This window comes from Actinacidiphila sp. bgisy167, assembly GCF_965342175.1.
Classification (GTDB): Bacteria; Actinomycetota; Actinomycetes; order Streptomycetales; family Streptomycetaceae; genus Actinacidiphila.
The window spans coordinates 84,854-108,567 of record NZ_CBDRBL010000010.1 but is presented as its reverse complement, the minus strand read 5'-3'; the positions used below and the strand labels follow the sequence as shown (position 1 = coordinate 108,567).

The following is a 23,714-nucleotide window of genomic DNA, read 5'->3' as shown; positions in this document are numbered from 1 at the left end:
CACCCAGCCGACCGAGGAGGACCGGGATGAGCGACTACACACGCGACAGCGTGCAGCGGCACTGCCAGTCCCTGCAGGAGGCCCTGTCCCGGTTCCGCCGGCAGAACGTGGAACAGGTCGCCGCCTGGGGCGCCCACCTGGCGGCGGTGCTGCCGTTCGGCGGCCGTCTCCTCGCGGCGGGCAACGGCGGAAGCGCCGCCCAGGCCCAGCATCTGACGGCCGAACTCGTCGGCCGCTACCAGCAGGAGCGTCCGGCGTACTCGGCCATCGCCCTGCACGCGGAGACGTCCAGCGTGACCGCCATCGGCAACGACTACGGGTACCAGGAGGTCTTCGCCCGCCAGGTCGCCGCGCACGGCCGCCCCGGTGATGTGCTGGTGCTGCTGTCCACCTCGGGCCGCAGCCCCAATCTGCTCGCCGCCGCCCGGACCGGACGGGCCGCCGGCCTGCGCGTGTGGGCCCTGACAGGGCCCCGGCCCAACCCGTTGGCGAACGCCGCCGACGAGGCGCTGTGCGTGGACGCCGACGGTGCGGCCACCATCCAGGAGACCCACCTGGTCGCCGTCCATCTGCTGTGCGCGTGCTTCGACGACGCCCTCACCTCTCCCGGGGCCGACCCGTTCACCCCCGCCGCCGTGCGCCGGAGGACGTCATGACCGCCCGGGCACCGCTGGTGGTCGTGGGCGACGCCCTGCTCGACCAGGACATCGAGGGGGTCTGCGCGCGACTGGCCCCGGACGCCCCCGCGCCGGTCGTCGACGTGGCCCATGACCGGCACCGGCCCGGCGGGGCCGCCCTGGCGGCGGTGCTGGCCGCCCGCGGCGGCAGGCAGGTGCTGCTGGTCACCGCACTCGGCGGCGACCCGGCCAGCGCGACCGTACGCCGTCTGCTGACCTCCCGGGTCAGGGTGGTGGAACTCCCGCTGCACGGGACGCTGCCCGTCAAGACGCGGGTCCTGGCCGACGGGCGCCCCCTGGTCCGGGTCGACCGGGGAAACGGCGCCCCGGGCCGCCCCGGCAGGGCCGTCGCCGAGGCGCTGCGGCAGGCGCACACCGTCCTGGTCGCCGACTACGGCAGGGGCACCGCCACCGCCGTCCGGGAGCACCTGGCGGCGCTGGGACGCCGGGCGACGGTGGTGTGGGACCCCCATCCGCGGGGGCAGACCCCCGTGCCCGGCGCGCGGCTCGTCACGCCGAACGCCGCCGAGGTGCGGGCGTTCGCCGACGGAGCCGCGGCCGACGCCTCCCTGCGTTCCTGCGCCGAAGCCGGCTCCGAACTGGCCGGCCGCTGGCGCGCGGCGGCCGTCGCCGTCACCCTCGGCGAACGCGGCGTCCTGCTCACCAGGCCGGGAGCGGCATCACCGATGCTGGTGCCGGCCCCGTACCGGGCCGCCGGCGACGCCTGCGGCGCCGGCGACTGCTTCGCCGCCGAGACCGCCGGGGCACTGGCGGACGGCTGCCTCCCCGAGGAGGCCGTCCAGCGCGGCGTCGCCGAGGCCGCGGCGTTCGTGGCGGATGGCGGGGCGGGCAACCCGGCCCTGTGGAGCACCGGCCACGCCCAGCCCGCCGTCCGGGCCGAGGCGCGGACCGACCCCTTCGCGCTCGCCGAGCAGGTCCGCGCGCGCGGCGGCACCGTGGTCGCCACGGGGGGCTGCTTCGACCTGCTGCACGCGGGCCATGTCGGGTTGCTGGAGAGCGCCCGCCGGATCGGGGACTGCCTGATCGTCTGCGTCAACTCCGACGCGTCGATCACCAGGCTCAAGGGCCCGGGACGGCCCCTGTCGCCGCTGGCCGACCGGCTGCGCGTCCTGGCCGGACTGGAATGCGTCGACGCCGTCGCCGTCTTCGACGAGGACACCCCCACCTCGCTGCTCGGCCGGCTTCGCCCCGAGGTGTGGGCCAAGGGCGGCGACTACGACGCCGACGCGCTTCCCGAGGCCGCGGCCGTACGGTCCTGGGGCGGTCAGTGCGTGGTCCTGCCCTACCTGAACGGCCGTTCCACCACCCGGCTCGCCCACCGCGCCGCCGCCAGCGTGCGACCCCCCGCGCCATGACGGGCCCCGCACGGCCGCGGGTCCTGGTGCTGCGCGCCCTCGGCCTGGGCGACCTTCTGACCGCCGTCCCGGCCCTGCGCGCGCTGCGCCGGGCCCTGCCCGACCACGAGCTGGTGCTCGCCGCCCCCGCGCGACTGGCGGGCGTCTGCGCCGCGACGGGGGCGGTGGACCGCCTGCTGCCCGCGGCGGCCCCGGGCCGGGCCGTCCCAGACTCCCTCCCCTGGCGCGGCCCACCGCCCCGGCTCGCGGTGGACCTGCACGGCAACGGGCCGCCCAGCCACCTCCTGCTCCAGCGCCTGCGGCCGGAACGGCTGCTCGCCTACGCCCGTCCGGGCAGCCCCGCCCTGGTCGGCCCGGTCTGGCACGAGGACGAACACGAGCGTGCCCGCTGGTGCCGTCTGCTCACCTGGTACGGCCTACCCGCCGACCCCTCCGACCTGGCCCTGCTCCGGCCGCGCGCCGCCTCGCCGGCCCCCGGTGCGGTGGTGGTCCACCCGGGCGCCGACGCACCGGCACGGCGCTGGCCCGCGGAGCAGTTCGCGGCTGTCGCGGACCGCTTGCGGCGCACGGGCCACCGGGTGGTGATCACCGCGGGCGCCGGAGAGGCCGAGCTGGCCCGGCGGGTCGCGCACCGAGCGGGCCTCGCCGCGGGAGACGTGCTGGGCGGCACCGCCGACGTGCCCTTCACCCGCCTGGCCGCCCTCGTCGCGCACGCCCGGTGCGTCATCGTGGGCGACACCGGTCTGGCGCACCTGGCCTCGGCGTTCGGCACCCCCTCGGTGGTGCTCTTCGGCCCCGTGTCGCCGCGCTTGTGGGGCCCTCCGCACCGCCCCTGCCACCGTGTGCTCTGGCACGGGGACCGGCACGGCGCGGCCCGGCCGGGCGACGCGCACGGCCTGCGGCCCGACGAACGGTTGCTGCGCATCACGGTGGACGAGGTTTTGCACGCCGCCCGCGACGCGATGCGGGCGCCACGCCCGGTGAGTGCCCCGGACGGCACCACCCGCGTCCGCGTCCACCGGGGACGAGCCGGGTAGGGCCGAGGACCGCGCCCCGTGAGAAGGCGGCCGCCGGTCTTCAGGACCCGGCGGACTCCGCGATGCGCCGCGCCACCGCTACCGGCGGCTGGTCGGTGGTGTCCACCACGGTCCCCGCCGCCCGCAGCCACGGCAGGGCCTTCTCGTACTCCGCCAGGTGGTCCAGCCTCCACCGCCGGGCGCCGGTCTCCACCGTGTCGCCCTCGATCCGCCGGGTGAGCGTGTCCGGGTCCGCGTGCAGCACGACGTGCCGTACGGGCAGGCCCGCCCGCTCCAGTCCGGCCTCGATCTCCCGCCAGTAGGCCTCCACCAGCACGGTTTGCGGCACGACCAGCGTCCCGCCGACATAGCCGTGCACCTGGACCAGCGAGGCGACCGCGAGGGTCCGCCACGGGGGCCACTCCTGGAAGTCCCGCACCGGAACGGCCTTCTCGAGCACGTGCCGAAGCATGTAGCCGACGTGCTCGGTGTCGAAGACCCGCGCACCGGGCACCCACCGGGTGAGCTCGGCCGCCGTCGTCGTCTTGCCTGCGCCGAAGGTTCCGTTCAGCCAGATGATCACCGCGCGACCCTATCCGGTCGCCGGGCGCCAGAGGTGCCGTCAGGGCATTTGGGCCTGGCGCAGGGGATGCCATTCGAAGAGCAGGATGGTCGCGTCGTCGCTCAGGCGCCCGGCCTGCGATCCGAGGATCGCGTGGACGAGGCGCCTCAGCACCTCCGGCGCCGGCTCCCCGGCCGCGGCCGCACGGTTGATGTAGTCGATGAAGCGTTCCTCGCCGAAGGCGCTCCCGGTCAGCCGGGCCTCGGTGACGCCGTCGGTGTAGAGCAGGACGCGGTCGCCCGGCTCCAGGCGCACCTCGTGCACCTGCCGCTGTCCTGCCGCTCCGATACCCGTCCCCAGCGGCAGTCCGGGTTCCCTGTGGAACGCCCCGGGCACCAGGGCGTCGTCCCGCAGCAGATAGGGCGGCGGGTGCCCGCAGTTGACCCAGCGCAGACGCCCGGTGGTCGTCTGCAGGCTGAGGAAGGTCCCGGTGGCGTAGCGCTCGGGGAAGAGCCGCTGGAGGTGCTCTTCGACGGTGTCCAGGATCTCCGGCAGGTCGGCGCCGGCGCGGCGCGCGTTGCGGCAGACCGCCAGCACCACCGAGGAGGTCAGGCCGGCCGCCAGGTCGTGGCCCATGGCGTCTACCACGGCGGTGTGCAGGACGTCGTCGACCACCGAGTGGTCGAAGACGTCGCCGCCGACCTCGTAGGCGGGCTCCACCACGGCGGTGGAGGTGATCAGCTCGGTGCCGATGGTGCGGGGCGGCAGGAACGCCCACACCATCTCCGCCGCCACGCCCATCGGCGCGGCGCGCTGCGTACGGGCCAGCACGTCGCTGTAGGCGCCCTTGGTCGCCAGGGCCATCGCCACCAGGGCGGCCACGGACTGGCAGCGCCGGACGGTCGCGGCGTTCAGCGCGCTCGTCTCGACGCGCAGCACGCCCAGCCGCTCCACTCCGTCGATGATCGGCACGAACAGCACGACGGTGTCATGTTCGCCCGGCTCGATGCGCGGGGACTCGGACCGGTAGGCCCAACCGGCCAGGCTGGCGTCGATGGGCAGCTGCTGCGGAGGCCGGCCGCCTTCGTCGTCCGGCAGCGCCACCAGGACGTTCTGCTGAAGATCAGCCACATAGATGGTGGTCTTCTCCAGCCCGAGGTCCGCGTAGTGCCGCTGCACGACGTGCGGCAGCCGTCCCGGTTCTGCGCGGTGCAACGCGTCCAGCAGCGCGTCCATGGCCGAGTCACTTTCCCTGGCACCCATCCGTCCCGCCGATCCGCGACGACATCCCGTCTCCATCTCACGCCAGACGGGCACCCGGTGCATCCGCTGGACGTCCTGAGGTCACGGTGTACCTGTGCGGCCCTGCGCCTTGCCGGGGACGGGGCGCGGCCGGCCGGGGGCTTCCTCCGACTCCAGGTGCGGCTTTCGGCGTCTCGGCGACCGCGTTCTGCAGCGAGGCGAACGCACACTGCTACGCTCACCCCGGAGCGAAGTGCGGGAACGCGTCAGCGTCGGCCCAGGCCATCTTCCGCCGCGCCATTCCCGACGGCCACGGCCCGGCCGCGCTCCCCCAGGCGGTCCTCGCCCGCGTCCGGCGAGGGCCGCCCCGTGCGGAGATCGAGCCGTGATGCCGCCGGTGGGCTACGCCGCGGTCCTGAGCGCCGCTCGCGAGGCGGCGCCCGCCCGGCTCCACAGCCGCACGAGCACGGGACGGGCCGTACGGCGCTGCCGCACCAGGCAGCCGGCCGCCACGGTGGCGGCGATGAGCGCCCCGCCTCCGACCAGGGCTCCCCGTGCCCCCGCCAGCTGCATGAACAACCCGAGCGCCGGCGGTCCGGCCAGCCCGCTGAGGGTGCGCACGCTCCCCCAGATGCCCAGCACCCGGCCCCGCAGGTGCGGCGGTGGGTCGGTCTGCAGCACCGTGGTGCCGGCCGTGTCGGACACCGCTTCGACCAGGGCCATCGGCAGCACCATCACCAGCAGCAGCGCCAAGGACGGCGACAGCCCGGCCACGATCTGCAGCAGACCGCCCGCCGCGGCGAGCACGCCGACCAGGCGCACCGAGGGCCGGCGCAAGCGCGCGCCGAGCACCGCGCCGCAGATTCCGCCCAGCGCCAGCACCGTGGAGACGGTGCCGAAGGCGCCGGCGCCCGCCGCCAGCGGCCCGGTGACCAGGACGGCGAGTGTCAGCTGGTAGTTGCGGCCGAAGACGGCGCTGAGGGTGGTGACGCCCGCCAGAGCCATCAGCCGAGGGCGGCGCACGAAGAAGGCCAGGCCCTGCCGCACGGTCAGCGCCTCCTGCTCCTGCGCGGCCCGCGCACGAGGCGCCGGGCGGGCGCCGCCCCTGGAGCGGGTGAGCGCGCCGCCGACCGGGCGGAGGAACGGGATGACAGCGGCGACGAAGCAGAACGACAGCCCGTTGGCGGCGTAGGCCGCGGCCGTGCCGAACCCGGCGACGGCCACCCCGGCCAGGGCGGTGCCGGCCAGCCGGCCGGCGTTCGTGATGAGCGAGCCTACTCCGATCGCCGAGGGCACGTCCTCCTTGCGGACCAGGTCGTTGCCCAGCAGCGCGCAGGCGGGCCCGTCGACGGTGGCGATGACGCCGGTCACCGCGGCCAGCGCCATCAGCACGCCCATCGACAGGCCGCCGGTGGCCACGAGGGCCGCCGTGACGAAGGCCACCACGCCGAGCAGCAGCTGGCTGACTCCGGCGGTGAGCTTCCGCGGCCACCGGTCCACCGCGGCGCCGCCGAAAAGGCTCGCCAGGACGCCCGGAGCGGCCTGTACCGAGATCGACAGGCCCGTGGCGGCGGCGGAGCCCGTGAGGTGCAGCACGAGCAGGTTCTGCACGGTCAGCTGCATCCAGGTGCCGGTGTTCGACACGAAGTTGGCGACGGACCACCAGCGCATGCTCCGGTAGCGCAGGGAACGCCACGGGGAACGGGAGTCGCCGGCCGCGGCAGGGGCGGCGCTCGCGGCGCCTTCGGCGCTCTGGGCGCTCACGGCGGCGGACGGGACGGACGAGGAGAGGGACATGGTGATGTGTGATCGGGGACGAGCCCTGCGGCGCACAAGGCGGGCGAGGGCGGAGGGCCGCGACCCCCGCGATGCCGCGGGAGCGGCGCGGCGCCTTCGCCGACGGACGGTTGCCACGGCATCGGGTCCGACCCGGCCATGGCGCCGCCCAGCGTGTCAGAGCGCCCCCTGTGAGCGGGGCCACGCGGCGGCGCGGGCGCCCGGTCCGCGCCGCCGCAGCCCGCGTGCGCCTTGGGCTCCGGGGCATCGCGTGGGCTTGGTCACAGCCCGGCCCCACGCCGCCGGGCACACCGTTGCCCTGCCCGGCATGCCCGGGGCCGTGACGGCGCCCAGAGTGGAGAGCGACAGGGCGGCGCCGCCGCGGCACGTCCCTTCCCGGTCTCCCGGGTCTCCGAGCGAAAGGCGGATCGGCATGAGTGAGGCGGTCCACGTCGACCTGTACGGCCGGCAGGCCCTGGTGACCGGCGCGGCGCGCGGACTGGGCGCGGCCGTCGCCCGCCGCCTCGCGGCCGCCGGGGCGCCCGTACTCGTGGCGGACGTACGCAAGGACCTGGCCCAGGAGGTGTGCGACGGGATCACCCGCGACGGCGGCTCGGCCCGCGTGGTGGAACTGGACATCCGCGACGCCGCGGCCGTCGCGACCGTCTTCCGCGATCTGGACGAGGAGCGGACGCCGGTGGACATCCTGGTCAACAACGCCGCCGTCGACGTGTCGAAGCCGATCGAGCGCCTCAGCGCGCAGGAGGTGACCGGGGTGGTCACCACCAATCTGCTCGGCCCGGTGTACCTGGTCCTGGAGGCCTACCGGCGCATGGTCGCCCGCGGCGGCGGGCACATCGTCAACATCCTGTCGACCGCGGCGACCCGGACCTGGACCGAGGCCGGACCCTACGCCGCTTCCAAGGCGGGCCTGCGCGCCTTCACCCACACCCTGTTCCAGGAGGCGCAGCGCGACTGCCCGGGCATCGGGGTGACAGGTGTCATCGCGGGCGGCATGCACACCCCGTTCATCCTGGAGCGGTTCCCCGACGCCGACGTCTCTCTGCTGCAGAGCCCGGAGATCGTCGCCGACACCGTCCTGTACGCCCTGTCGGTGCCCGTCGGCAGCGCGCTGTCGGAACTGGTCGTCGTGCCGCGCAGGGAGCCCTCGTGGCCGTGACGGCGGACGCGACGGGCCGCGTCGCGGTCGTCACCGGGGCCGACTCCGGCATCGGCCGCGCCACCGCGGTGCGCCTGGCCGCCGACGGCCTGGACGTGGGCATCACCTACCACTGCGACCGCGACGGGGCGGAGGCCACCGCGGAGGAGGTCCGCCGGCACGGCCGGCGGGCCGAGGTCAGCCGGCTCGACCTGACCGACCTCCCCGCGGCCGCCGATGTCCTCGACGGGCTCGTCGACCGTCTCGGACGCGTCGACATCCTGGTGAACAACGCCGGTACGGGCACCATGACGGCGTTCCTCGAACTGGATCTGGCGACGGTGCGGGAGGTGGTCGACGTCGACCTGGTCGGGCCGTTCCTGTGCGGCCAGCGTGCGGCCCGCCGCATGATCGCCCAGGGCGGCGGCGGGCGCATCGTGAACGTCACATCGGTCCACGAGCACCAGCCGCGGGTCGGCGCCGCCCCCTACTGTGCGGCGAAGGGCGGCCTCGGTCTGCTCACCCAGGTGATGGCCCTGGAGCTGGCGGAGTACGGCATCACGGTCAACGCCGTGGCACCCGGGGAGATCGCCACCCCGATGACGGGCCAGGAGGACGCCGATGTCCACGCCGTGCCACGGCCCGGCATCCCCTTGCGCCGTCCCGGTGACGCCCGGGAGGTCGCCGCCGTCATCGCCTTCCTCGCCGGCCGCGACGCCGCTTACGTCACCGGCGCCTCCTGGGCGGTCGACGGCGGCATGCTGCGCATGGGGCCGATGGCTGGTTCCCATCTCGGGGACGACTCCTGGCGACGCCCCTGAGGCACCACGCGACAGCGGTGGGAGGTGGCGGCAGGTCCGTCAGAGCGGGGGGCCTCGCTCACCAGTGGCCTCATCCCGCGCGAACCGGGTCACTTGAGCGGATCGTGGCCCCAGTTCATCAGCGAGGACCGCCACCTGGTGTCGGTGACGTCGCCGCCGGGCCGCTGCTTGATGTGGCGGTGGACGTAGCCCACGACCTTGCGCATGTGCGCCAGGTCGTCGTCGCTGAGATCGCCCTTCCTGGTGCGCAGGAGTGTGACGATGCGCCGGCCCGAGGCATGGCCGACGCTCTCACCACCGCCGTGTCCGTCGCTCTGTCCGACGCTCTGCGACGCCTCGGTGCCGAGCCACTTCTCGAGCTGCGCCGCGGTCATGTTGACGGCCTCCTCGAAGGCGGCCACGGTCTGCCTCCGGTCGTCGCGCCGCTCGGCCTCGGCCATGGCTCAGTCCTCCTTCCGCAGCGCCCCGGGCTTGTGCACCGCGGTGCGCCCTGACCTGTCGCTCTCCACCTCGTACTGCGGCTCCTCGCGCGAGGCGTCGACGGTCCGACCCGCCGCCCGGGTCCGTTTCGTGATCTTCTTCTTGACCCGTCCGGTCACCTTCTGGCCGTGGCTCTTCCACGACACCTGGTCGCCCTTGCCGACATCGCGTTCGGCCATGGCACACCTCCTCGGGACACCCCACCCACCCCTGCCCTCATGCGCCTGCCCCTGCCGTCTCGTCCGATTCCTCACCTCTGCGGGCAGCCGGCCCGCCCGGCGTGCACCGCCTCCTCACACGGACGCGGGCACCCCGAGTGCGGCTCCGCATGGGGGCTGCCAGGCTGTTCACGGCGCCGCAACGCCAGGTCCGACCTCCCCGATCCTTCCTGGGCCGTGCGCCGGCCCCGCCGTACGGCCGGGGCCCGGCTACGGGACGTAGCCGCCTCGCGGGAGCACAGGGGGGCGCCTCGCCGGCGCAGTCGACCACAGCACGGGACTGCCTCGCACATGAGGCCGTCCCGGCAACGAACCCCAGGCCTCACCACGGTGAGGGCGCTGAAGCAGGAGTAGTGCCGTGACCTTCAACCCCCTGGAGCAGCGGGGCATCCCGCTCGACCGTCAGCTGCGCAGCTGGCGGGAGCTGAACGTGGAGCCCATCGACCCGGACGCGGCGGACCCGTACACGCGGTGTCGCATCATCGCGATGAACGGGATCGAGACGGAGGCGATCTTCTTCGGCCACCACCTCGCCCGCAACTGCGACGACGTCCAGGTCAAGCAGCAACTCGCCAGGACGCGGTACATCGAGGCACAGCAGCAGAAGGCCGTGAACTGGCTTCTGCCGGGCGTGTCGTCGGTGCTGGAGACGACGATCGCCTACGAGCAGGTCGCGGTCGACCTGACCGCCTGGGTGGCCCGCATGGAGCCGGACCCGTACCTGAAGCAGGCCTACGAGTTCGGTGTGCTGGAGGACTTCGACCACCTGTACCGGTACGCGAACCTGTACGAGATGATCGAGCACCGCAAGGCCGAGTCGATCGTCGACGGCCTGACCGAGGTCATGCCCGGACGGCCCACACCGCTGCACCACCGCAACCCGGTCGACAATGTCCGCGAGCCGTACGACCGCACCAGCGTCAATCCGCTGTCCAAGCTCCACGCCCTGACGATCATGGCGGCGGAGCAGCAGACGATGAACTTCTACATGAACACCGGCCCCACCTACATGGAGCCGATCGCCCGCCAGCTGTACCAGGAGATCGGCCTCATCGAGGAAGAGCACGTCACGCACTACGAGTCCCTCGTGGACCCGGGTGAGACGTGGTGGGAGCAGCTGGTCAACCACGAGTACAACGAGTGCTACCTCTACTACTCCTTCATGGAGCAGGAGAGCGATCCCAAGGTGAAGGCCATCTGGGAGCTGCACCTGAACATGGAGCTGGAGCACCTGCGGGTGGCCTGCGACCTGATGCGCCGCCACGACGGCCGGGAGCCCGAGGAGGTTCTGGCGCCCGCGCTGCCGAACGTGCTGACCTTCGAGCCGAACAAGGCGTACCTACGCGAGCTGCTGGAGACCCAGATGGACCTGACGACCCTGGGCACCGGCTATGTGCGCGAGGCGCACGAGCGGTTCGAGCAGATGCAGGAACGCCTCCACGAGGGCGAGGCGCCGCCCAGCGACCGGGTGATGGCCCAGCACCAGGAGATGTTCGGCCGGGACTACCGGGAGGAGACGGAAGGCCCGCACCCCGTGGACCCGCAGCGGTAGCGGGCGCGACCGATTCTGCGAGAGGAGATCCCGTGACGCAGCAGGCTCAGCCCGGCGACCCGGTGGCCGGCGACGACGTGGTGGCGCTGCTGACGCGCCAGCACGGCGACATCCACGATCTGTTCGACGAAGTACGCACCTGTGACGGCGAGGCCCGGCGGGACGCCTTCCAGCGGCTTGTGCGGCTGCTGGCCGTGCACGAGACCGCGGAGGAGGAGGTCGTCCACCCCGCGGCGCGCACGGCCTTCGACGGCGGTGAGCAGGTGGTCGACGACCGGCTGGAGGAGGAGCGGGCCGCGAAGGAGGCCCTCTCCACCCTCGACGAGATGGACACCGACGACCCGGAGTTCATGCCCGCGCTGCTCGCGCTGCGGGACGACGTGCTCAGGCACGCCAGGGCCGAGGAGCGGTACGAGTTCGCGCAGCTGCGGCACAGGACCAGCCCGCAGCGGCTGGCGATGATGGCGAAGGCCGTGAAGGCCGCCGAGAAGATGGCGCCCACCCGCCCCCACCCGGGGGTGGAGACCGCCGCGAAGAACATCGCCGTGGGACCGGTCGCGGCCCTGATGGACCGCACCCGCGACGCCATCCGCCAGGCCATGGACCGCGAGGAGTGACCTGGGGCAGCCGCCCGCCCGCCGCACGGTATGGCGGGCGGGCCGTTGCCCGTGCCGGCGGGTGCCACGGCCTCAGCGGCGGACGATGTCCTCCGCCCGCGGACCCTTGCGCCCGTGGACGATCCGGAAGGTCACCTGATCCCCGCCGCGCAGCTCGCGGTGGCCGGAACCGGAGATGCCGGAGAAGTGGGCGGACACGTCAGGCCCTCGTCCTGTGCGATGAAGCCGTAGCCCTTGGCGGCGTTGAACCACTTCACCACGCCCGTGGGCATCGTCTGTTCCCTTCCCCCGCAACGACGCGCCCTGGTCCGGCCGCCCGGCGGTTCGGAAGGCGGCGGCGCACTCGGCGAGGTCGAGTGCACCGCCCTGCGGGCCACCACCGGACTGGATCGCGGTCAACGCATACCAGATCGGCGAAGCACGACGGCCGAAGCGCCGGACGAACCGAGTGCGGGTCGCCCTTACGGCCCTGCAGGACGGAGGGGAAGGCCCGCTTCCGGTCATTTCATCCGTGTTCGCACCACGCCCACCAAAGAGGCAATCCGCTCCGGTGGCAGGCGACCGCAATACGAAGGACCTGTGCAAAGGCGCCCGAACACCGTGACGCACGGCGAAGGCGGCGGGCATCGCGATCCAGGTGAAAGGGCGGCACCAGATATGGCACTGCAGGTGGAACCGACACAGGGGGCGGAACGGGAGCGGCGCAAGCCGGGTGCCGTCGTCGTCGACTGGCTCACCACGACGGACCACAAGAAGATCGGGTCGCTCTATCTGGCGAGCGCCTTCGGCTTCTTCACGTTCGGCGGTGTGCTGGCGCTGGTGATGCGCGCCGAACTGGCGCGCCCAGGCATCCAGATCCTGTCGAACGAGCAGTACAACCAGGCGTTCACCATGCACGGCACGATGATGCTGCTGATGTTCGCCACCCCGCTGTTCGCCGGGTTCGCCAACGCCATCATGCCGCTCCAGATCGGCTCCCCCGACGTGGCCTTCCCCCGGCTGAACATGCTGTCGTACTGGCTGTTCCTGTTCGGCTCACTGATCGCCGTGGCCGGCTTCCTCACCACCGAGGGCGCGGCGGACTTCGGCTGGACCGCCTACACCCCGCTATCGGGCGGCGAACGCACTCCCTATGTCGGCGGCAACATGTGGATCCTGGGCCTGGCGATGTCCGGGTTCGGCACGATCCTCGGCGCGGTCAACTTCGTCACCACGATCATCTGCATGCGCGCCCCGGGCATGACGATGTTCCGGATGCCGATCTTCACCTGGAACATCCTGCTGACCTCGGTGCTGGTGCTGTTCGCGTTCCCGGTGCTGGCCGCCGCCCTGCTCGCCCTGTTCGCGGACCGCAAGTTCGGCGCGCACGTCTACGACCCGGGCAACGGCGGGCCGCTGCTGTGGCAGCACCTGTTCTGGTTCTTCGGACACCCGGAGGTGTACATCATCGCGCTGCCGTTCTTCGGCATCGTCACGGAGGTCATCCCGGTCTTCTCCCGCAAGCCCGTCTTCGGCTACGTCAGCCTTATCGGAGCGACGATCTCCATCGCCGGGCTGTCGGCCACGGTGTGGGCGCACCATATGTTCGCCACGGGTGCGGTCCTGTTGCCGTTTTTCGCGTTCATGACCTATCTGATCGCCGTGCCGACAGGGGTGAAGTTCTTCAACTGGATCGGCACCATGTGGAAGGGGTCACTGAGCTTCGAGACACCCATGCTGTGGTCGATCGGCTTCCTCGTCACCTTCCTCTTCGGCGGCCTGACCGGGGTGATCCTCGCCTCGCCGCCGCTGGACTTCCACGTCACCGACTCGTACTTCGTCGTCGCCCACTTCCACTACGTCGTCTTCGGCACCGTGGTCTTCGCGATGTTCGCCGGCTTCCACTTCTGGTGGCCCAAGTTCACCGGGAAGATGCTCGACGAACGGCTCGGCAAGATCCACTTCTGGACGCTCTTCATCGGCTTCCACGGCACCTTCCTCGTCCAGCACTGGCTCGGGGCCGAGGGCATGCCCCGCCGCTACGCCGACTACCTGGCCGCCGACGGCTTCACGTTCCTGAACACCGTCTCCAGCATCGGCGCCTTCCTCCTCGGCATGTCCACCCTGCCGTTCCTGTACAACGTGTGGAAGTCCGCCCGCTACGGCAAGCCGGTCGAGGTCGACGACCCCTGGGGCTACGGCCGCTCCCTGGAGTGGGCCACCTCCTGCCCGCCGCCGCGGCACAACTTCCTCACCCTGCCCAAGATCCGCTCCGAGTCCCCCGCCTTCGACCTCCACCACCCCGACGTCGCCGCCATGGACCAGGAACTCAACGCCGGCCGCCGCGACGTCGTCGAGCCCGGCAAGGGAGTCGCGAAGCCGCTCGACGAGGGGCAGGCATGATGCGCCCGGCCAAGAAGGCAGGCGATCCGGCCGCCGCGGACGGCATCGCTCGCTGCGAGGACTTCCTGTCCTGGCACGCGGAGGCAGGCGACGCCCGGATCGCCGCGGGGGCCTTCGCCGACCGCATGCCGTGGCTGACCACCGGCCAGCGGGAGGAGGTGCTCCGGCTCTACGTCGCCGACCGCCTCGATCTGACCGGCGTGATACTGCGACGTCTCTCGCGGCGCGAGGGGGCTCTGCGGGACGCGTACGAGGAGCGCTACCGCAGCCTGCGGCAGCGACTGCTGTGCACGGTCGTCACCGTCGCCCTGCTGGCAGCGGCCGTCTGCGTCCCCGTGCCGCTCCTGGTGCTCCTGACCGGGGACTGAGCCCGGACCGGGGATGGTCCGGCGCCGTTCAGGCCGCGTCGGACCACCCCCGGGACAGGCCCAGGCGCAGGGTCAGGGCGTCGCGGTGCAGGACGGCCACGGGTTCGAGCAGGTCGGGATGCCGGAGCAGCGCCGCGGCCCTCAGGTCGGTGTCGTCGGGCGAGAGCAGGCGGCGGAAGTCGAACGCGAGCCCTGCCATGTGCTCCCGGTGCGCCACGAGGGCCACCGCCTCCTGCGCCAGGTCGGGTCGGCCGAGCAGGCACGCCGCCCAACTCGCCACCACCTCGTCGACCCAGGACCGCCAGGCCGACTCCTCCTCGCCGGCCCATTCGACTGCGCCCACCAACCGGTCCAGGCGCCCCGAGCCTCCTGGACCGGCCATGGTGACGAGCGCGGCCTCCGTCGTCGTGGGGTACCGCAGCCACGCCGCGACGGTGACTGCCTGCCGGGCCTGGGCCTCGGCCAGGGCGGCTCCGAGGACACCGCCGGCGTGGGGGTAGGAACGCAGGAGCCACTGCGTCGTGGCGGTCGTGACGGGGGTGAGGTCGGCACCCATTGACTGCTCCTTCGGCGTGGCGGGCACGCCGACTGAAAGCATCAGGGCGCCCTTCGCTGAAGGAAATCTACAACCTCACCCAAACAGGTGAAAATGGCGCGTGTCACATTGCTACAGGTCACATCGCCTTAAGTCACCACATGGGGCGTCTCGCCGGACGGAAGCCGGACCGCACCCTCGCGGCGCCGCACAGCGGCGGCGCCTTCGAGTGCCTACGAGGACAGGGCGACGATCATGGCGATCACGCCCGCGACGAAGACGGCGACCACGCAGAGGATCAGCACCAGGGGGGTGAAACCCCACGCGTTGTGCAGTTCCGGGCGCTCAGGCAGGGAGATCCCTTCTGTCGTGCTGCTCTCCGCCGGAGGCGTCTCCGTGGGCGGCACCTTGTGTTCGGCGTGTTCGGTGCCGCCATAAGGGGCGGAACGGTTGCCGGTGGGCGGCGTACTCATGGCGCACCTCCCTGAGGACGGTCCCCCCATCTTCTGTGCGGCTGCCCCGCGGGACGGGACGGAAACGGGCGCGACCGGGGTCGGCCGAGGTCGTCCGCCATGTGCTCAGCCCAGAACGTCGGCGGCCACGCGCAGGTCCGCGACCAGCCCCGCGTACATCTCCTCGCGGTTGTCGCCGGCGCGCAGCACGGCGGAGGGGTGGACCGTGGCGACGATATGAGCGCCGTCGATCGGTACGCCAGGGGTGAGAAGTCTCCCGCGCTGCCTTGTGACCCGGAATTCGGGCCCCATCAAAGCCTTCGCCGCGGTCGCGCCGAGGGCCACGACGACCCGCGGGGCTATCCGCTCCAGTTCCGCGTCCAGCCACGGCTTGCAGGCGCTCACCTCGCGCAGCGAGGGCTGCTTGTGGATCCGCCGCTTGCCGCCCTCGGGGACGGTGAACTTGAAGTGCTTGACGGCGTTGGTCACATAGGCGTCGCCCGGGTCGATCCCAGCCTCCTCCATCGCCTTGTGCAGGATTCTTCCGGCCGGGCCGACGAAGGGGCGGCCCTGCCGGTCCTCGTGGTCCCCCGGCTGCTCGCCCACCAGGACGACACTCGCTGAGGGCTCGCCCTGCCCGAAGACGGTCCGGGTGGCATCCGCGTACAGCGGGCAGCCGTGGCAGCGGGCGGCCGCGCTGCTGAGTGCCGCGAGGTCGGCGTCTTCGGGGACGTAGGGCGAGGCGTCGTAGTCCGCCATGCCGTGCGCCTACCCCGCGGCCCGGCGCGAAAGCCACGGGCACGCGCTCGTGTGCCGTCTGCGGCGGGTTTCGCGGCGGGCTCTGCGCCGGGCTCAGCTCTGGGCGAGCCGGACCTCGACCTGTCCGTCGGCCGATATCCGGCAGTCGAACCGCGGCTGCGGCGCGGTCGCCGGTCCCTGCACATTGGCGCCGTCCGAGAGCCGGAACTGGCTGCCGTGCCAGGGGCACTCGATGCAGCCTTCCAGCACCTTTCCCTCGTGCAGGGGGCCGTCCATGTGGTTGCAGCGGCCGGCCAGTGCGTGGAAGCGCCCGTCGTACTCCCGGACCACGACCACCGCCGCCTCATCGGCCATGCGCTGCACGGGCTCGCCGACCGGGAAGTCCTCCGGCACCCCGACGCGGTGCCAGCCCGGCTCGACCAGCACGGGCACCGCCTCCGCATGGTTCACGCCCGCGCCCTGCCGGTAGGCGAGGTGGCCGCCCAGCACACCACCCGCGGTGGCGAGGGCCATGCCGCCGAAACCGAGGGCCCGGCCGAGCACGGGCCGGCCCCTGTAGCGGTGGACGAGGGAAGCGGTGTACGTCGCGACGGCGGCGACGTTGGCGGCCGCGTGCACCAGGCCCACGCGGGCCTGGCGGGGGCGCTGCTCCGCCCAGTCCACCCAGCCGGCCAGCGCCGCGGGCCCGGCCGCGGCCAGACCCACCGCCACCAGGCGGCGGGCGGCGCGGCTCTCGCCGGGCAGCAGGTCGAGTATCCCGGCACAGGTCCAGGCGCCGATCGGCACCTGGACCAGCACAGGATGCAGGGGGTGGCCGAGCCACAGGCCGCGCAATGCGTCGCGCCCCTTGCCCAGGGGCAGCGCGCGCACCGCCCGGCGGACGCCCGTGGCGGCCGTGTCGAGCCACTCCTGGCCTTCCAGGGCGTCGATCGCGGCGGGCAGCGGACCGTTCGGGGAGTCCCGCTTTTCGCTCGTATGCCTCATAAGCCTCATAAGGAGCGGCTTACCGTCACACCCCGGGGCAAACCCGGCACTGTCGCTGCCGCCGTCTCGGACGGCCGCTCCCCCTGCCACGCACGCCGCCCTCGGCCGTCCTCGGCGTGCGTGCGGACCCTCACTCGGGGTCGGGTGTGCGCAGCGCGAGGAAGGCGACGTCGTCGTCGTTGTCCTGAGGACGGACCCGGTCGAGCAGCGCGTCGCTGAACGCGTCCAGGGGACGCCGGGCCAGGCCGGCGGCGTGCCTGCGGAGCAGCTCGAGGCCGTCATCGATGGGGTGCCGCGTGGACTCGACCAGTCCGTCGGTATAGAGCACCAGCGTGGACCGCGGGGGCAGGGTGACGACGGCGTCCTCGCGCGGCCTTCCCGCGCCGGTGCCGAGCAGGATGCCGTGGCCCTCGGTGAGGAAGCGGCTCCGGCCGTCGCAGTCCACCAGCAGAGGCGGCGGGTGGCCGGCGTTGGTCCACCTCAGTCGCCACAGGCCGTCCTCCGCGCTGGTGAGCCGCGCGAGCAGCATGGTCGCCATCGGCACCTGGGCGATGTGCATGAGGGCCTGGTCGAGCCGGCTGACCACATCGCAGGGCGACTCCGGCTGTGTCCAGGCAAAGGCCCGCAACATGTTGCGGACCTGGGCCATGCCACCGGCCGCGTCGAGGTCGTGTCCGACGACGTCGCCTATGGCGAGAGCGGTCGCGCCGTCGGCGAGCGGGAAGGCGTCGTACCAGTCACCGCCGACCTGCGATGCCTGGGGGGCCGCCACGTACCGGGCCGTCAGCGACAGACCGGGGATGGTGGGCATCTGGGGCAGCAGATGCCTCTGCATCGTCTCGGACACCTTGCGCTGCCGCTGGTAGAGGCGCGCGTTGTCCAGCGCCAGGCCCGCCCGCCGGGTGATGTCCTCCAGGAGAGGCAGGTCGGCCGCCGTGAAGGGGTCCGGGCGCGCGGAACGGCCGAGGGTGAGCGCTCCGAGCACGTCCCGCGGGCCGCGGATCGGGGCGATGGCCGCGGAGTGCATACCGGTCGCCTCGAAGAGCCGGTGCTGCTCGACGGCGATACCGGAGTCCGGTGGCCCCTGGTACGTGGAGGGGCACGCGACGCTGGAGGCCGCGCCGCGCAGCGCACGGGACAGCGGCATCGGGGACTCCTGGGGCAGGGGGGGCATCGGCCCCTGGAGGTCGCCGCGCTGCACCAGGACCCCGTCCTTGTGCTGCACGACCAGTGCCCGCCGCACCTCGTCGTTCTCGGTGAGCAGGTCGACGACGGCCCAGTCCGCCAGCAGGGGCACGGTCAGCACGGCCAGCCGGTGCAACGCCTCCTCCACGTCGAGGGTCGAGGTGAGCCGGGTGGTGGTATCCGCCAGCAGGGCGAGGCGGTCGAGTTCGGTCAGGGTGCCGGGGCGCGCCTCCCCTTCCTCCCGCTCCGGAGCGTCCTGCCGCTGGTGGAGCAGCACCAGGGCTCCGGGCCGTCCCGGACCGAGGACATAGGGCGTCATGAACCAGGACAGTCCGATGAGGCTGCCGTCGGCGCGGGCGAACCACCCCACGTCGCTCTGATTCGTCCGCCCCGTGACGAGGGCGTCCCGCAACTCGCAGCGAGAGTGCGGCACAGCACCGCCGTGCATGTCGCGGTGCAGCAGGTCGTGGGCGTTTCGGCCGAGGAGTTCCGCGCCCGACCGACCCAGGAGCCGCTCGACGGCGCTGTTGACCGCGACGATCACTCCGTCGCCGTCCACCACATAGGCGGGGGCCAGCACAGCGTCCAGCAGGCCGCCCTGCGCGGCCCCGGGTCCGGCCGGGACGGGCGGTCCGGTGTCCGGTACAACGGCGTCCATGCTCTCCAGTCCTCGGGGCGGAACCTCGGTCTCTTGGCTTACCCAGGCACCAGCATCCCATGCGGCGCGCCGGCCCCTGGCCGCCGTGTGGCACGTCTCGAGTCCGGCGGAGCCGCGGCGGCGCGACGGTCCGAGCGTGGCGGTCACCCGTCTCCGGCGTCCACGTGGACGTCGCACCCGGTCCCGCGCCCCGCCCAGGGTGCCCTGCCGGGCCGGGACCGGACCACGGGACGGGACGAACCGCGTTTGCCCACCCGCCATGGGGTACAAGCGCTCCATGTGGCTTTTGTGCCCACCGGGGGTCTATTGCCCCCAGGACGACACGCTTCTGCTGGAAGACGCGCTGAAGCGGGAGACCCTCGCGGCGGATGCCGCCGTCCTCGACCTGGGGACGGGCACCGGCGCGCTGGCCCTGACCGCCATCGAGCACGGCGCGGCCCAGGTGACCGCGGTCGACGCCTCCTTCGGCGCGGTGCTCACCGCATGGCTCAACGCCCGGCTCAACGGGCGGCGTGTGAAGGTGCTGCGCGGCGATCTCACGGCCCCCGTCACGGATCGCCACTTCGACCTGATCATGGCCAATCCGCCCTATGTGCCGTCTCCGCGCGCCCGCCCGCCCACCCGGGGACGCGCCCTGGCGTGGGACGCGGGTGCGGACGGCCGGGTGCTGCTGGACCGGATCTGCTCCGACGCGCCACCGCTGCTCACACCGGGCGGCGTCCTGCTGATGGTCCACTCGGGCCTGTGCGGGGTGGAGCGCACCCTGGGCCGGCTGCGACACGCCGGACTGCGGGCGGTGGTCACCGAGCGCCGGTACATCCCGTTCGGGCCGGTGCTGCGCGCCCGGGCGCGGTGGTTGGAGGCGCGCGGGCTTATAGCCCCGGGCGAGGAGAAGGAAGAGCTGGTGGTGGTCCGTGCCGAACGCGAGCGATGAGCCGTACCCGACGAGGGTGACGCTCACCAGGGACGGCCCGATCCTGATCGAGGGCCCCGTCGAGGTCGTCCTGGACGACGGACGGGTCGTGCGTTCCGACCGTTTCGTCGTGGCCCTCTGCGCCTGCCGGCGCAGCCGCACGTACCCCTGGTGCGACACCAGCCACCGTCGGCGCACCGCCGCGTCCAAGCGGCGTGAGGGCGGGACCGGTGAGCGGCAGCCATCGTCCACACGGAACCGGCAGTCGGCCGGCTGACCCCGGGGCAGCCCGCGCCGGTCACCGCGCGGGCGCTGAGGGATGGTCGGCCGCCGCCGCCCCCGTGCCCGGTAGTCTCAGCGCGAGCAGACCGCGGGAGCACAGCTCCCGTACGACGAGACACAGCACGTCGCCCTCGTCCACTCCGCGCTCCCACGGCGATCGCGGGTCGGGCTGGGCGTCCACGGGCGACGTCTCCCGTGGACGCGGGACTCGGGCCGTCTCGTCACGGAGATCCTCAGCGCACTCCCGCGATATCGGCACCGTGGCCACCGCCTTGATGGGACATACGGGTGACGGGCCCCGGCCGCGCCCCTTGGCGCGCCGCCCGGGCGACGCGGACGTCATGGCACCATCAGGACCTTGACGGCGCCGTCCGCCTTCTTCTGGAACATGTCGTAGGCCTGCGGGGCCTCCTCCAGCGGGACGTGGTGCGTGGCGAAGCCGTCCACGCCCAGAGGGTCCTCGTCGGTGAGCAGGGGGAGGATCTCGTCGGTCCACCTGCGGACGTTCGCCTGCCCCATACGCAGCTGGATCTGCTTGTCGAAGAGCGTGAGCATCGGCAGCGGGTCGGTCATGCCGCCGTAGACGCCGCTGACCGAGATCGTGCCGCCGCGCCGGACCAGCTCGATGGCCAGGTGCAGCGCCCCGAGGCGGTCGACGCCGACGCTCTGCATCAGCTTGGCCGCCCACGGACGCGGGAGCAGCCCGGCGGACTGCTGGACGGCCTTGCCCAGGGGGCTGCCGTGAGCCTCGGTGCCCACGGCGTCGATGACGGCGTCCGGGCCGCGGCCGTCGGTGGCGTCCCGGACGGCCTTGACGAGCTCTTCCTGGTCCTCGTACTCGTCGAGGCTGAAGACCTGCGCCCCGTCGTGGCGCGCCCGGGTCAGCCGTTCCGGTACGAAGTCGATGCCGATGACCTTGCCCGCGCCCAGGTGGCGGGCGACGCGGCAGCACATGTCCCCGATCGGCCCCAGGCCCAGGACGGCCACACTGCCGCCCTCGGGGAAGTCCGCGTACTTCACCGCCTGCCAGGCGGTGGGAAGGACGTCGGAGAGGTAGACGAAGCGGTCGTCGGCCGGTCCGTCCGGCACCTTGATCGGCCCGAACTGGGCCTGCGGAACACGCAGGTACTCGGCCTGGGCGCCGGGGACGCGTCCGTACAGCTTGGTGTAGCCGAAGAGCCGCGCGCCGCACCCGTACTCGGTGACCTGGGTGGTCTCGCACTGCGTGGGCAGCCCTTGACGGCACATGTAGCAGGTGCCGCAGGCGATCTGGAACGGCACCACGACGCGGTCGCCCGGCCGGAGGCCGTCCACCTCCGCGCCGGTTTCCTCGACCACGCCCATGGGTTCGTGCCCGAGGATGTCGCCGGGCGTCATGAACGGCGCGAGGACCTCGTAGAGGTGCAGGTCCGAACCGCACAGGCCGGTCGACGTGATGCGCACCAGCGCGTCGGTCGGCTCCTCGATCCGGGGGTCGGGCACGGTCTCGACGCGTACGTCGCGCTTGCCGTGCCACACGGTGGCCCGCATGTCGATCACTTCCTTGCGCTCGTCTTTTCACGGCAGGACCATCGGGTACCCATGGGGCCGCCGGTGAACCGCGCGCCCGCCGAATGGGGCGGGCGATCAAGCCGCCGCAGGCGTTAGAGACCGGGCGCGCGGGGCACGCGTGAAGGGGGCGCCGAAGCGGAGTGTCGCGGGCCCGCCTTGCGGCGCCCGGCACGGCGAGCAGGCAGGCGTACGGACGCGGGCCGTCTGTCCCCGGCCGGAACGCCCGCCGGCGGCGCCGGCAGAGAGCCGAAGCCGACAGAAAGGCGGATCCCCATGTCCGGCAAAGTGTCCGACCATGTTCTGCGGCGGCTGCGGGAATGGGGGGTCGAGCATGTCTTCGCGTATCCGGGCGACGGAATCAACGGACTGCTCGCCGCCTGGGGACGGGCCGAGGACAGGCCCCGGTTCGTGCAGGCCCGCCACGAGGAGATGGCCGCCTTCGAGGCGGTCGGCTACGCCAAGTTCTCCGGCCGGGTCGGCGTCTGCGCGGCCACCTCCGGCCCCGGCGCCATCCACCTGCTCAACGGGCTGTACGACGCAAAACTCGACCACGTGCCGGTGGTGGCGATCGTCGGGCAGACCGACCGCAGTGCCATGGGCGGCTCCTACCAGCAGGAAGTGGACCTGCTGAGCCTGTTCAAGGACGTCGCCTCGGAGTACGTCGAGATGGTGACCGTCCCCGAGCAGCTGCCCAACGTCATCGACCGTGCCCTGCGGGTGGCGGCCGCGCGCCGCACCGTCACCGCCGTGATCATCCCGGCCGACGTCCAGGAACTCGACTACTCCCCGCCCGAGCACGCGTTCAAGATGGTGCCCTCCAGCCTCGGCATGTCCTCCTCCGCCCCTGTGCCCGACGACGCCGACCTCGACCGGGCGGCCGAGGTCCTCAACGCGGGCGAGAAGGTGGCGATACTGATCGGCCAGGGCGCGCGCGGCGCGCGGCCGGAGGTGGAGCGGCTGGCCGACACGCTCGCCGCCGGAGTGGCGAAGGCACTGCTCGGCAAGGACGTCCTCTCCGACGAACTGCCCTATGCCACGGGGGCGATCGGGCTGCTCGGCACACGGCCCAGCTACGAGCTGATGCGGGACTGCGACACCCTGCTGGTCCTCGGCTCCAGCTTCCCCTACACGCAGTTCCTGCCGGAGTTCGGCACGGCCCGCGCGGTGCAGATCGACGTCGACCCGTTCATGGTGGGGCTGCGCTACCCGTTCGAGGTGAATCTGGTCGGCGACGCCAAGGCGACGCTGACGCGGCTGCTGCCGCGGCTGGAGCGCAAGAAGCACGGCAGTTGGCGGAAGAAGATCGAGAAGGACACGGCCCGCTGGTGGGAGGTCATGGAACGGCGGGCCGGCGTGGCGGCGGAGCCCGTCAACCCCGAGTTCGTGGTGCACGCTCTGGACGCCCTCCTGCCCGAGGACGTCATCCTGGCCGCCGACTCCGGTTCCGCGGCCAACTGGTACGCCCGGCACCTGCGGATGCGCGGCGGCATGCGCGGTTCGCTGTCCGGCACGCTCGCCACCATGGGGCCCGGAGTGCCGTACGTGATCGGCGCGAAGTTCGCCCATCCCGACCGGCCGGCGATCGCCCTGGTCGGCGACGGCGCGATGCAGATGAACGGGATGGCCGAACTCATCACCGCCGCCAAGTACTACCGCGACTGGACTGATCCGCGACTGGTCGTCGCCGTCCTCAACAACGGCGACCTCAACCAGGTGACCTGGGAAATGCGCGCCCTGTCCGGCGCTCCGCAGTTCCTGCCCTCACAGGACCTGCCCGACGTCCCTTACGCGGACTTCGCCCGCTCCATCGGCCTGGACGGCCTGCGCGTGGAGAAACCCGACGAGGTCGAGGACTCGTGGCGGCGGGCGCTGGCCGCGGACCGGCCCTTCGTCCTGGACTTCCGCACCGACCCCGCGGTCCCGCCGATCCCGCCGCACGCCACGCTCGACCAGATCGAGGCGGCGAGCGCCTCCATGCTCAAGGGGGACTCCGACCGCGCCGCCATGATCCGGCAGGGCTTCAAGGCGAAGGTCCAGGAGATGCTTCCCGGGCGGGGACGCCACGGGCACGGCGAGGAGTGAGTCCGACCGGCGCCGACCTCCGGCACACCGAGGCATCGGTGTGCCGGCGGTGACCGGCGTCAGCGGT

24 protein-coding genes and 1 pseudogene are annotated in these 23,714 nt (G+C 72.8%); 12 read left to right on the top strand and 13 right to left on the bottom strand.

Translation table 11 applies throughout. From position 1 onward, the window contains the following. The first annotated feature begins 26 nt into the window (after positions 1–26). Genes ACRWND_RS06515 through ACRWND_RS06505 form a run of 3 tightly spaced genes read left to right on the top strand, consistent with a single transcriptional unit; the run spans position 27 to position 3,090 of the window. Positions 27–656 carry a D-sedoheptulose-7-phosphate isomerase gene (locus ACRWND_RS06515; RefSeq protein ID WP_431946860.1) on the top strand — a complete coding sequence of 210 codons (630 nt, stop codon included), beginning with the start codon at positions 27–29 and terminating at the stop codon, positions 654–656. After that, positions 653–2,053 (top strand): D-glycero-beta-D-manno-heptose 1-phosphate adenylyltransferase, encoded by a 1,401-nt coding sequence (rfaE2, locus tag ACRWND_RS06510; RefSeq protein ID WP_431946858.1) that lies wholly within the window; start codon positions 653–655, stop codon positions 2,051–2,053. Before ACRWND_RS06515 ends, rfaE2 begins: the two co-directional genes overlap by 4 nt. Then, a complete protein-coding gene (locus tag ACRWND_RS06505) occupies positions 2,050–3,090 on the top strand; it encodes a glycosyltransferase family 9 protein (RefSeq protein ID WP_431946856.1) in 1,041 nt (346 codons plus the stop codon). The genes rfaE2 and ACRWND_RS06505 overlap by 4 nt, the downstream gene beginning before the upstream one ends. A gap of 40 nt (positions 3,091–3,130) precedes the next feature. Here ACRWND_RS06505 and ACRWND_RS06500 read toward each other — a convergent pair whose 3' ends face one another. The 3 genes from ACRWND_RS06500 to ACRWND_RS06490 form a co-directional block, all read right to left on the bottom strand. Beyond that, complete coding sequence (locus tag ACRWND_RS06500; RefSeq protein WP_431946854.1) at positions 3,131–3,652, bottom strand: AAA family ATPase; 522 nt, start codon at positions 3,650–3,652, stop codon at positions 3,131–3,133. 39 nt (positions 3,653–3,691) lie between these two features. Further along, positions 3,692–4,894, bottom strand: coding sequence for a PP2C family protein-serine/threonine phosphatase (locus ACRWND_RS06495; protein ID WP_431946852.1), 1,203 nt, complete (start codon positions 4,892–4,894; stop codon positions 3,692–3,694). A gap of 381 nt (positions 4,895–5,275) precedes the next feature. Further along, entirely contained in the window at positions 5,276–6,544 is a 1,269-nt protein-coding gene (locus ACRWND_RS06490) for an MFS transporter (protein ID WP_431946880.1), read from the bottom strand. A gap of 538 nt (positions 6,545–7,082) precedes the next feature. Between ACRWND_RS06490 and ACRWND_RS06485 the strand changes: the two genes are divergently transcribed. Both ACRWND_RS06485 and ACRWND_RS06480 read left to right on the top strand, forming a co-directional pair. After that, on the top strand, positions 7,083–7,829 hold the full coding sequence (locus ACRWND_RS06485) for an SDR family oxidoreductase (protein WP_431946850.1): 747 nt from the start codon (positions 7,083–7,085) through the stop codon (positions 7,827–7,829). Next, entirely contained in the window at positions 7,820–8,629 is an 810-nt protein-coding gene (locus ACRWND_RS06480) for an SDR family oxidoreductase (protein ID WP_431946848.1), read from the top strand. The genes ACRWND_RS06485 and ACRWND_RS06480 overlap by 10 nt, the downstream gene beginning before the upstream one ends. Positions 8,630–8,718: 89 nt before the next feature. On the opposite strand, the gene ACRWND_RS06475 is transcribed toward ACRWND_RS06480, so the two are convergent. Next, the gene (locus ACRWND_RS06475; RefSeq protein ID WP_431946846.1) at positions 8,719–9,069 is read right to left on the bottom strand and encodes a DUF3140 domain-containing protein; all 351 of its coding nucleotides are present in this window, start codon (positions 9,067–9,069) and stop codon (positions 8,719–8,721) included. A gap of 3 nt (positions 9,070–9,072) precedes the next feature. Further along, positions 9,073–9,288, bottom strand: coding sequence for a DUF2945 domain-containing protein (locus ACRWND_RS06470; RefSeq protein ID WP_431946845.1), 216 nt, complete (start codon positions 9,286–9,288; stop codon positions 9,073–9,075). Between the two features lie 397 nt (positions 9,289–9,685). On the opposite strand from ACRWND_RS06470, the gene ACRWND_RS06465 reads away from it, so the two are divergent. Both ACRWND_RS06465 and ACRWND_RS06460 read left to right on the top strand, forming a co-directional pair. Next, positions 9,686–10,879, top strand: a complete 1,194-nt coding sequence (locus tag ACRWND_RS06465) for a hypothetical protein (protein ID WP_431946843.1) — start codon at positions 9,686–9,688, stop codon at positions 10,877–10,879. 32 nt (positions 10,880–10,911) lie between these two features. After that, positions 10,912–11,496, top strand: coding sequence for a hemerythrin domain-containing protein (locus ACRWND_RS06460; RefSeq protein WP_431946841.1), 585 nt, complete (start codon positions 10,912–10,914; stop codon positions 11,494–11,496). A 72-nt stretch (positions 11,497–11,568) separates the two neighbouring features. On the opposite strand, the pseudogene ACRWND_RS06455 reads toward ACRWND_RS06460, so the two are convergent. Continuing rightward, a pseudogene (locus tag ACRWND_RS06455) lies at positions 11,569–11,768 on the bottom strand (cold-shock protein). 385 nt (positions 11,769–12,153) lie between these two features. Between ACRWND_RS06455 and ctaD the strand changes: the two are divergent. Together ctaD and ACRWND_RS06445 are read left to right on the top strand one after the other, a co-directional pair. After that, positions 12,154–13,878: an aa3-type cytochrome oxidase subunit I gene (gene ctaD, locus ACRWND_RS06450; RefSeq protein WP_431946839.1), complete on the top strand. Its 1,725-nt coding sequence runs from the start codon at positions 12,154–12,156 to the stop codon at positions 13,876–13,878. Further along, positions 13,875–14,246, top strand: coding sequence for a hypothetical protein (locus tag ACRWND_RS06445; protein WP_431946837.1), 372 nt, complete (start codon positions 13,875–13,877; stop codon positions 14,244–14,246). Before ctaD ends, ACRWND_RS06445 begins: the two co-directional genes overlap by 4 nt. 28 nt (positions 14,247–14,274) lie before the next feature. On the opposite strand, the gene ACRWND_RS06440 is transcribed toward ACRWND_RS06445, so the two are convergent. The 5 genes from ACRWND_RS06440 to ACRWND_RS06420 all read right to left on the bottom strand — a co-directional run bounded on the left by ACRWND_RS06440 (position 14,275) and on the right by ACRWND_RS06420 (position 18,819). After that, positions 14,275–14,802: a hypothetical protein gene (locus ACRWND_RS06440; protein ID WP_431946836.1), complete on the bottom strand. Its 528-nt coding sequence runs from the start codon at positions 14,800–14,802 to the stop codon at positions 14,275–14,277. A 212-nt stretch (positions 14,803–15,014) separates the two neighbouring features. Next, positions 15,015–15,254: a DUF6480 family protein gene (locus tag ACRWND_RS06435; RefSeq protein WP_431946834.1), complete on the bottom strand. Its 240-nt coding sequence runs from the start codon at positions 15,252–15,254 to the stop codon at positions 15,015–15,017. Between the two features lie 105 nt (positions 15,255–15,359). Continuing rightward, positions 15,360–15,992, bottom strand: a complete 633-nt coding sequence (locus ACRWND_RS06430) for a UdgX family uracil-DNA binding protein (RefSeq protein WP_431946832.1) — start codon at positions 15,990–15,992, stop codon at positions 15,360–15,362. Positions 15,993–16,085: 93 nt separating this feature from the next. Continuing rightward, the gene (locus tag ACRWND_RS06425) at positions 16,086–16,976 is read right to left on the bottom strand and encodes a Rieske 2Fe-2S domain-containing protein (RefSeq protein ID WP_431946830.1); all 891 of its coding nucleotides are present in this window, start codon (positions 16,974–16,976) and stop codon (positions 16,086–16,088) included. A gap of 130 nt (positions 16,977–17,106) precedes the next feature. Further along, positions 17,107–18,819, bottom strand: a complete 1,713-nt coding sequence (locus ACRWND_RS06420) for a SpoIIE family protein phosphatase (RefSeq protein ID WP_431946828.1) — start codon at positions 18,817–18,819, stop codon at positions 17,107–17,109. Between the two features lie 277 nt (positions 18,820–19,096). Here ACRWND_RS06420 and ACRWND_RS06415 point away from each other — a divergent pair, with 277 nt between their 5' ends. Beyond that, positions 19,097–19,753, top strand: a complete 657-nt coding sequence (locus ACRWND_RS06415) for a HemK2/MTQ2 family protein methyltransferase (RefSeq protein ID WP_431946826.1) — start codon at positions 19,097–19,099, stop codon at positions 19,751–19,753. Between the two features lie 16 nt (positions 19,754–19,769). Beyond that, a complete protein-coding gene (locus ACRWND_RS06410) occupies positions 19,770–20,009 on the top strand; it encodes a CDGSH iron-sulfur domain-containing protein (protein ID WP_431946824.1) in 240 nt (79 codons plus the stop codon). 21 nt (positions 20,010–20,030) lie between these two features. On the opposite strand, the gene ACRWND_RS06405 is transcribed toward ACRWND_RS06410, so the two are convergent. Both ACRWND_RS06405 and ACRWND_RS06400 read right to left on the bottom strand, forming a co-directional pair. Beyond that, a complete protein-coding gene (locus tag ACRWND_RS06405) occupies positions 20,031–20,195 on the bottom strand; it encodes a hypothetical protein (protein ID WP_431946822.1) in 165 nt (54 codons plus the stop codon). Between the two features lie 158 nt (positions 20,196–20,353). Further along, positions 20,354–21,544 (bottom strand): zinc-dependent alcohol dehydrogenase, encoded by a 1,191-nt coding sequence (locus ACRWND_RS06400; RefSeq protein ID WP_431946820.1) that lies wholly within the window; start codon positions 21,542–21,544, stop codon positions 20,354–20,356. 294 nt (positions 21,545–21,838) lie between these two features. Between ACRWND_RS06400 and ACRWND_RS06395 the strand changes: the two genes are divergently transcribed. After that, the gene (locus tag ACRWND_RS06395) at positions 21,839–23,647 is read left to right on the top strand and encodes a thiamine pyrophosphate-requiring protein (RefSeq protein WP_431946818.1); all 1,809 of its coding nucleotides are present in this window, start codon (positions 21,839–21,841) and stop codon (positions 23,645–23,647) included. Positions 23,648–23,714: the final 67 nt, after the last annotated feature.

Excerpts from the sequence above, each read along its gene's own strand:
- ACRWND_RS06485 (WP_431946850.1), top strand. The coding sequence starts at position 7,083 with ATGAGTGAGGCGGTCCACGTCGACCTGTACGGCCGGCAGGCCCTGGTG.
- ACRWND_RS06400 (WP_431946820.1), bottom strand. The coding sequence starts at position 21,544 with ATGCGGGCCACCGTGTGGCACGGCAAGCGCGACGTACGCGTCGAGACC.
- ACRWND_RS06505 (WP_431946856.1), top strand. The coding sequence starts at position 2,050 with ATGACGGGCCCCGCACGGCCGCGGGTCCTGGTGCTGCGCGCCCTCGGC.
- ACRWND_RS06395 (WP_431946818.1), top strand. The coding sequence starts at position 21,839 with ATGTCCGGCAAAGTGTCCGACCATGTTCTGCGGCGGCTGCGGGAATGG.
- ACRWND_RS06440 (WP_431946836.1), bottom strand. The coding sequence starts at position 14,802 with ATGGGTGCCGACCTCACCCCCGTCACGACCGCCACGACGCAGTGGCTC.
- ACRWND_RS06420 (WP_431946828.1), bottom strand. The coding sequence starts at position 18,819 with ATGGACGCCGTTGTACCGGACACCGGACCGCCCGTCCCGGCCGGACCC.
- ACRWND_RS06470 (WP_431946845.1), bottom strand. The coding sequence starts at position 9,288 with ATGGCCGAACGCGATGTCGGCAAGGGCGACCAGGTGTCGTGGAAGAGC.
- ACRWND_RS06475 (WP_431946846.1), bottom strand. The coding sequence starts at position 9,069 with ATGGCCGAGGCCGAGCGGCGCGACGACCGGAGGCAGACCGTGGCCGCC.
- ACRWND_RS06430 (WP_431946832.1), bottom strand. The coding sequence starts at position 15,992 with ATGGCGGACTACGACGCCTCGCCCTACGTCCCCGAAGACGCCGACCTC.
- ACRWND_RS06490 (WP_431946880.1), bottom strand. The coding sequence starts at position 6,544 with ATGCGCTGGTGGTCCGTCGCCAACTTCGTGTCGAACACCGGCACCTGG.
- ACRWND_RS06515 (WP_431946860.1), top strand. The coding sequence starts at position 27 with ATGAGCGACTACACACGCGACAGCGTGCAGCGGCACTGCCAGTCCCTG.
- ACRWND_RS06445 (WP_431946837.1), top strand. The coding sequence starts at position 13,875 with ATGATGCGCCCGGCCAAGAAGGCAGGCGATCCGGCCGCCGCGGACGGC.
- ACRWND_RS06435 (WP_431946834.1), bottom strand. The coding sequence starts at position 15,254 with ATGAGTACGCCGCCCACCGGCAACCGTTCCGCCCCTTATGGCGGCACC.
- ctaD (WP_431946839.1), top strand. The coding sequence starts at position 12,154 with ATGGCACTGCAGGTGGAACCGACACAGGGGGCGGAACGGGAGCGGCGC.
- ACRWND_RS06495 (WP_431946852.1), bottom strand. The coding sequence starts at position 4,894 with ATGGGTGCCAGGGAAAGTGACTCGGCCATGGACGCGCTGCTGGACGCG.
- rfaE2 (WP_431946858.1), top strand. The coding sequence starts at position 653 with ATGACCGCCCGGGCACCGCTGGTGGTCGTGGGCGACGCCCTGCTCGAC.
- ACRWND_RS06425 (WP_431946830.1), bottom strand. The coding sequence starts at position 16,976 with ATGAGGCATACGAGCGAAAAGCGGGACTCCCCGAACGGTCCGCTGCCC.
- ACRWND_RS06415 (WP_431946826.1), top strand. The coding sequence starts at position 19,097 with ATGTGGCTTTTGTGCCCACCGGGGGTCTATTGCCCCCAGGACGACACG.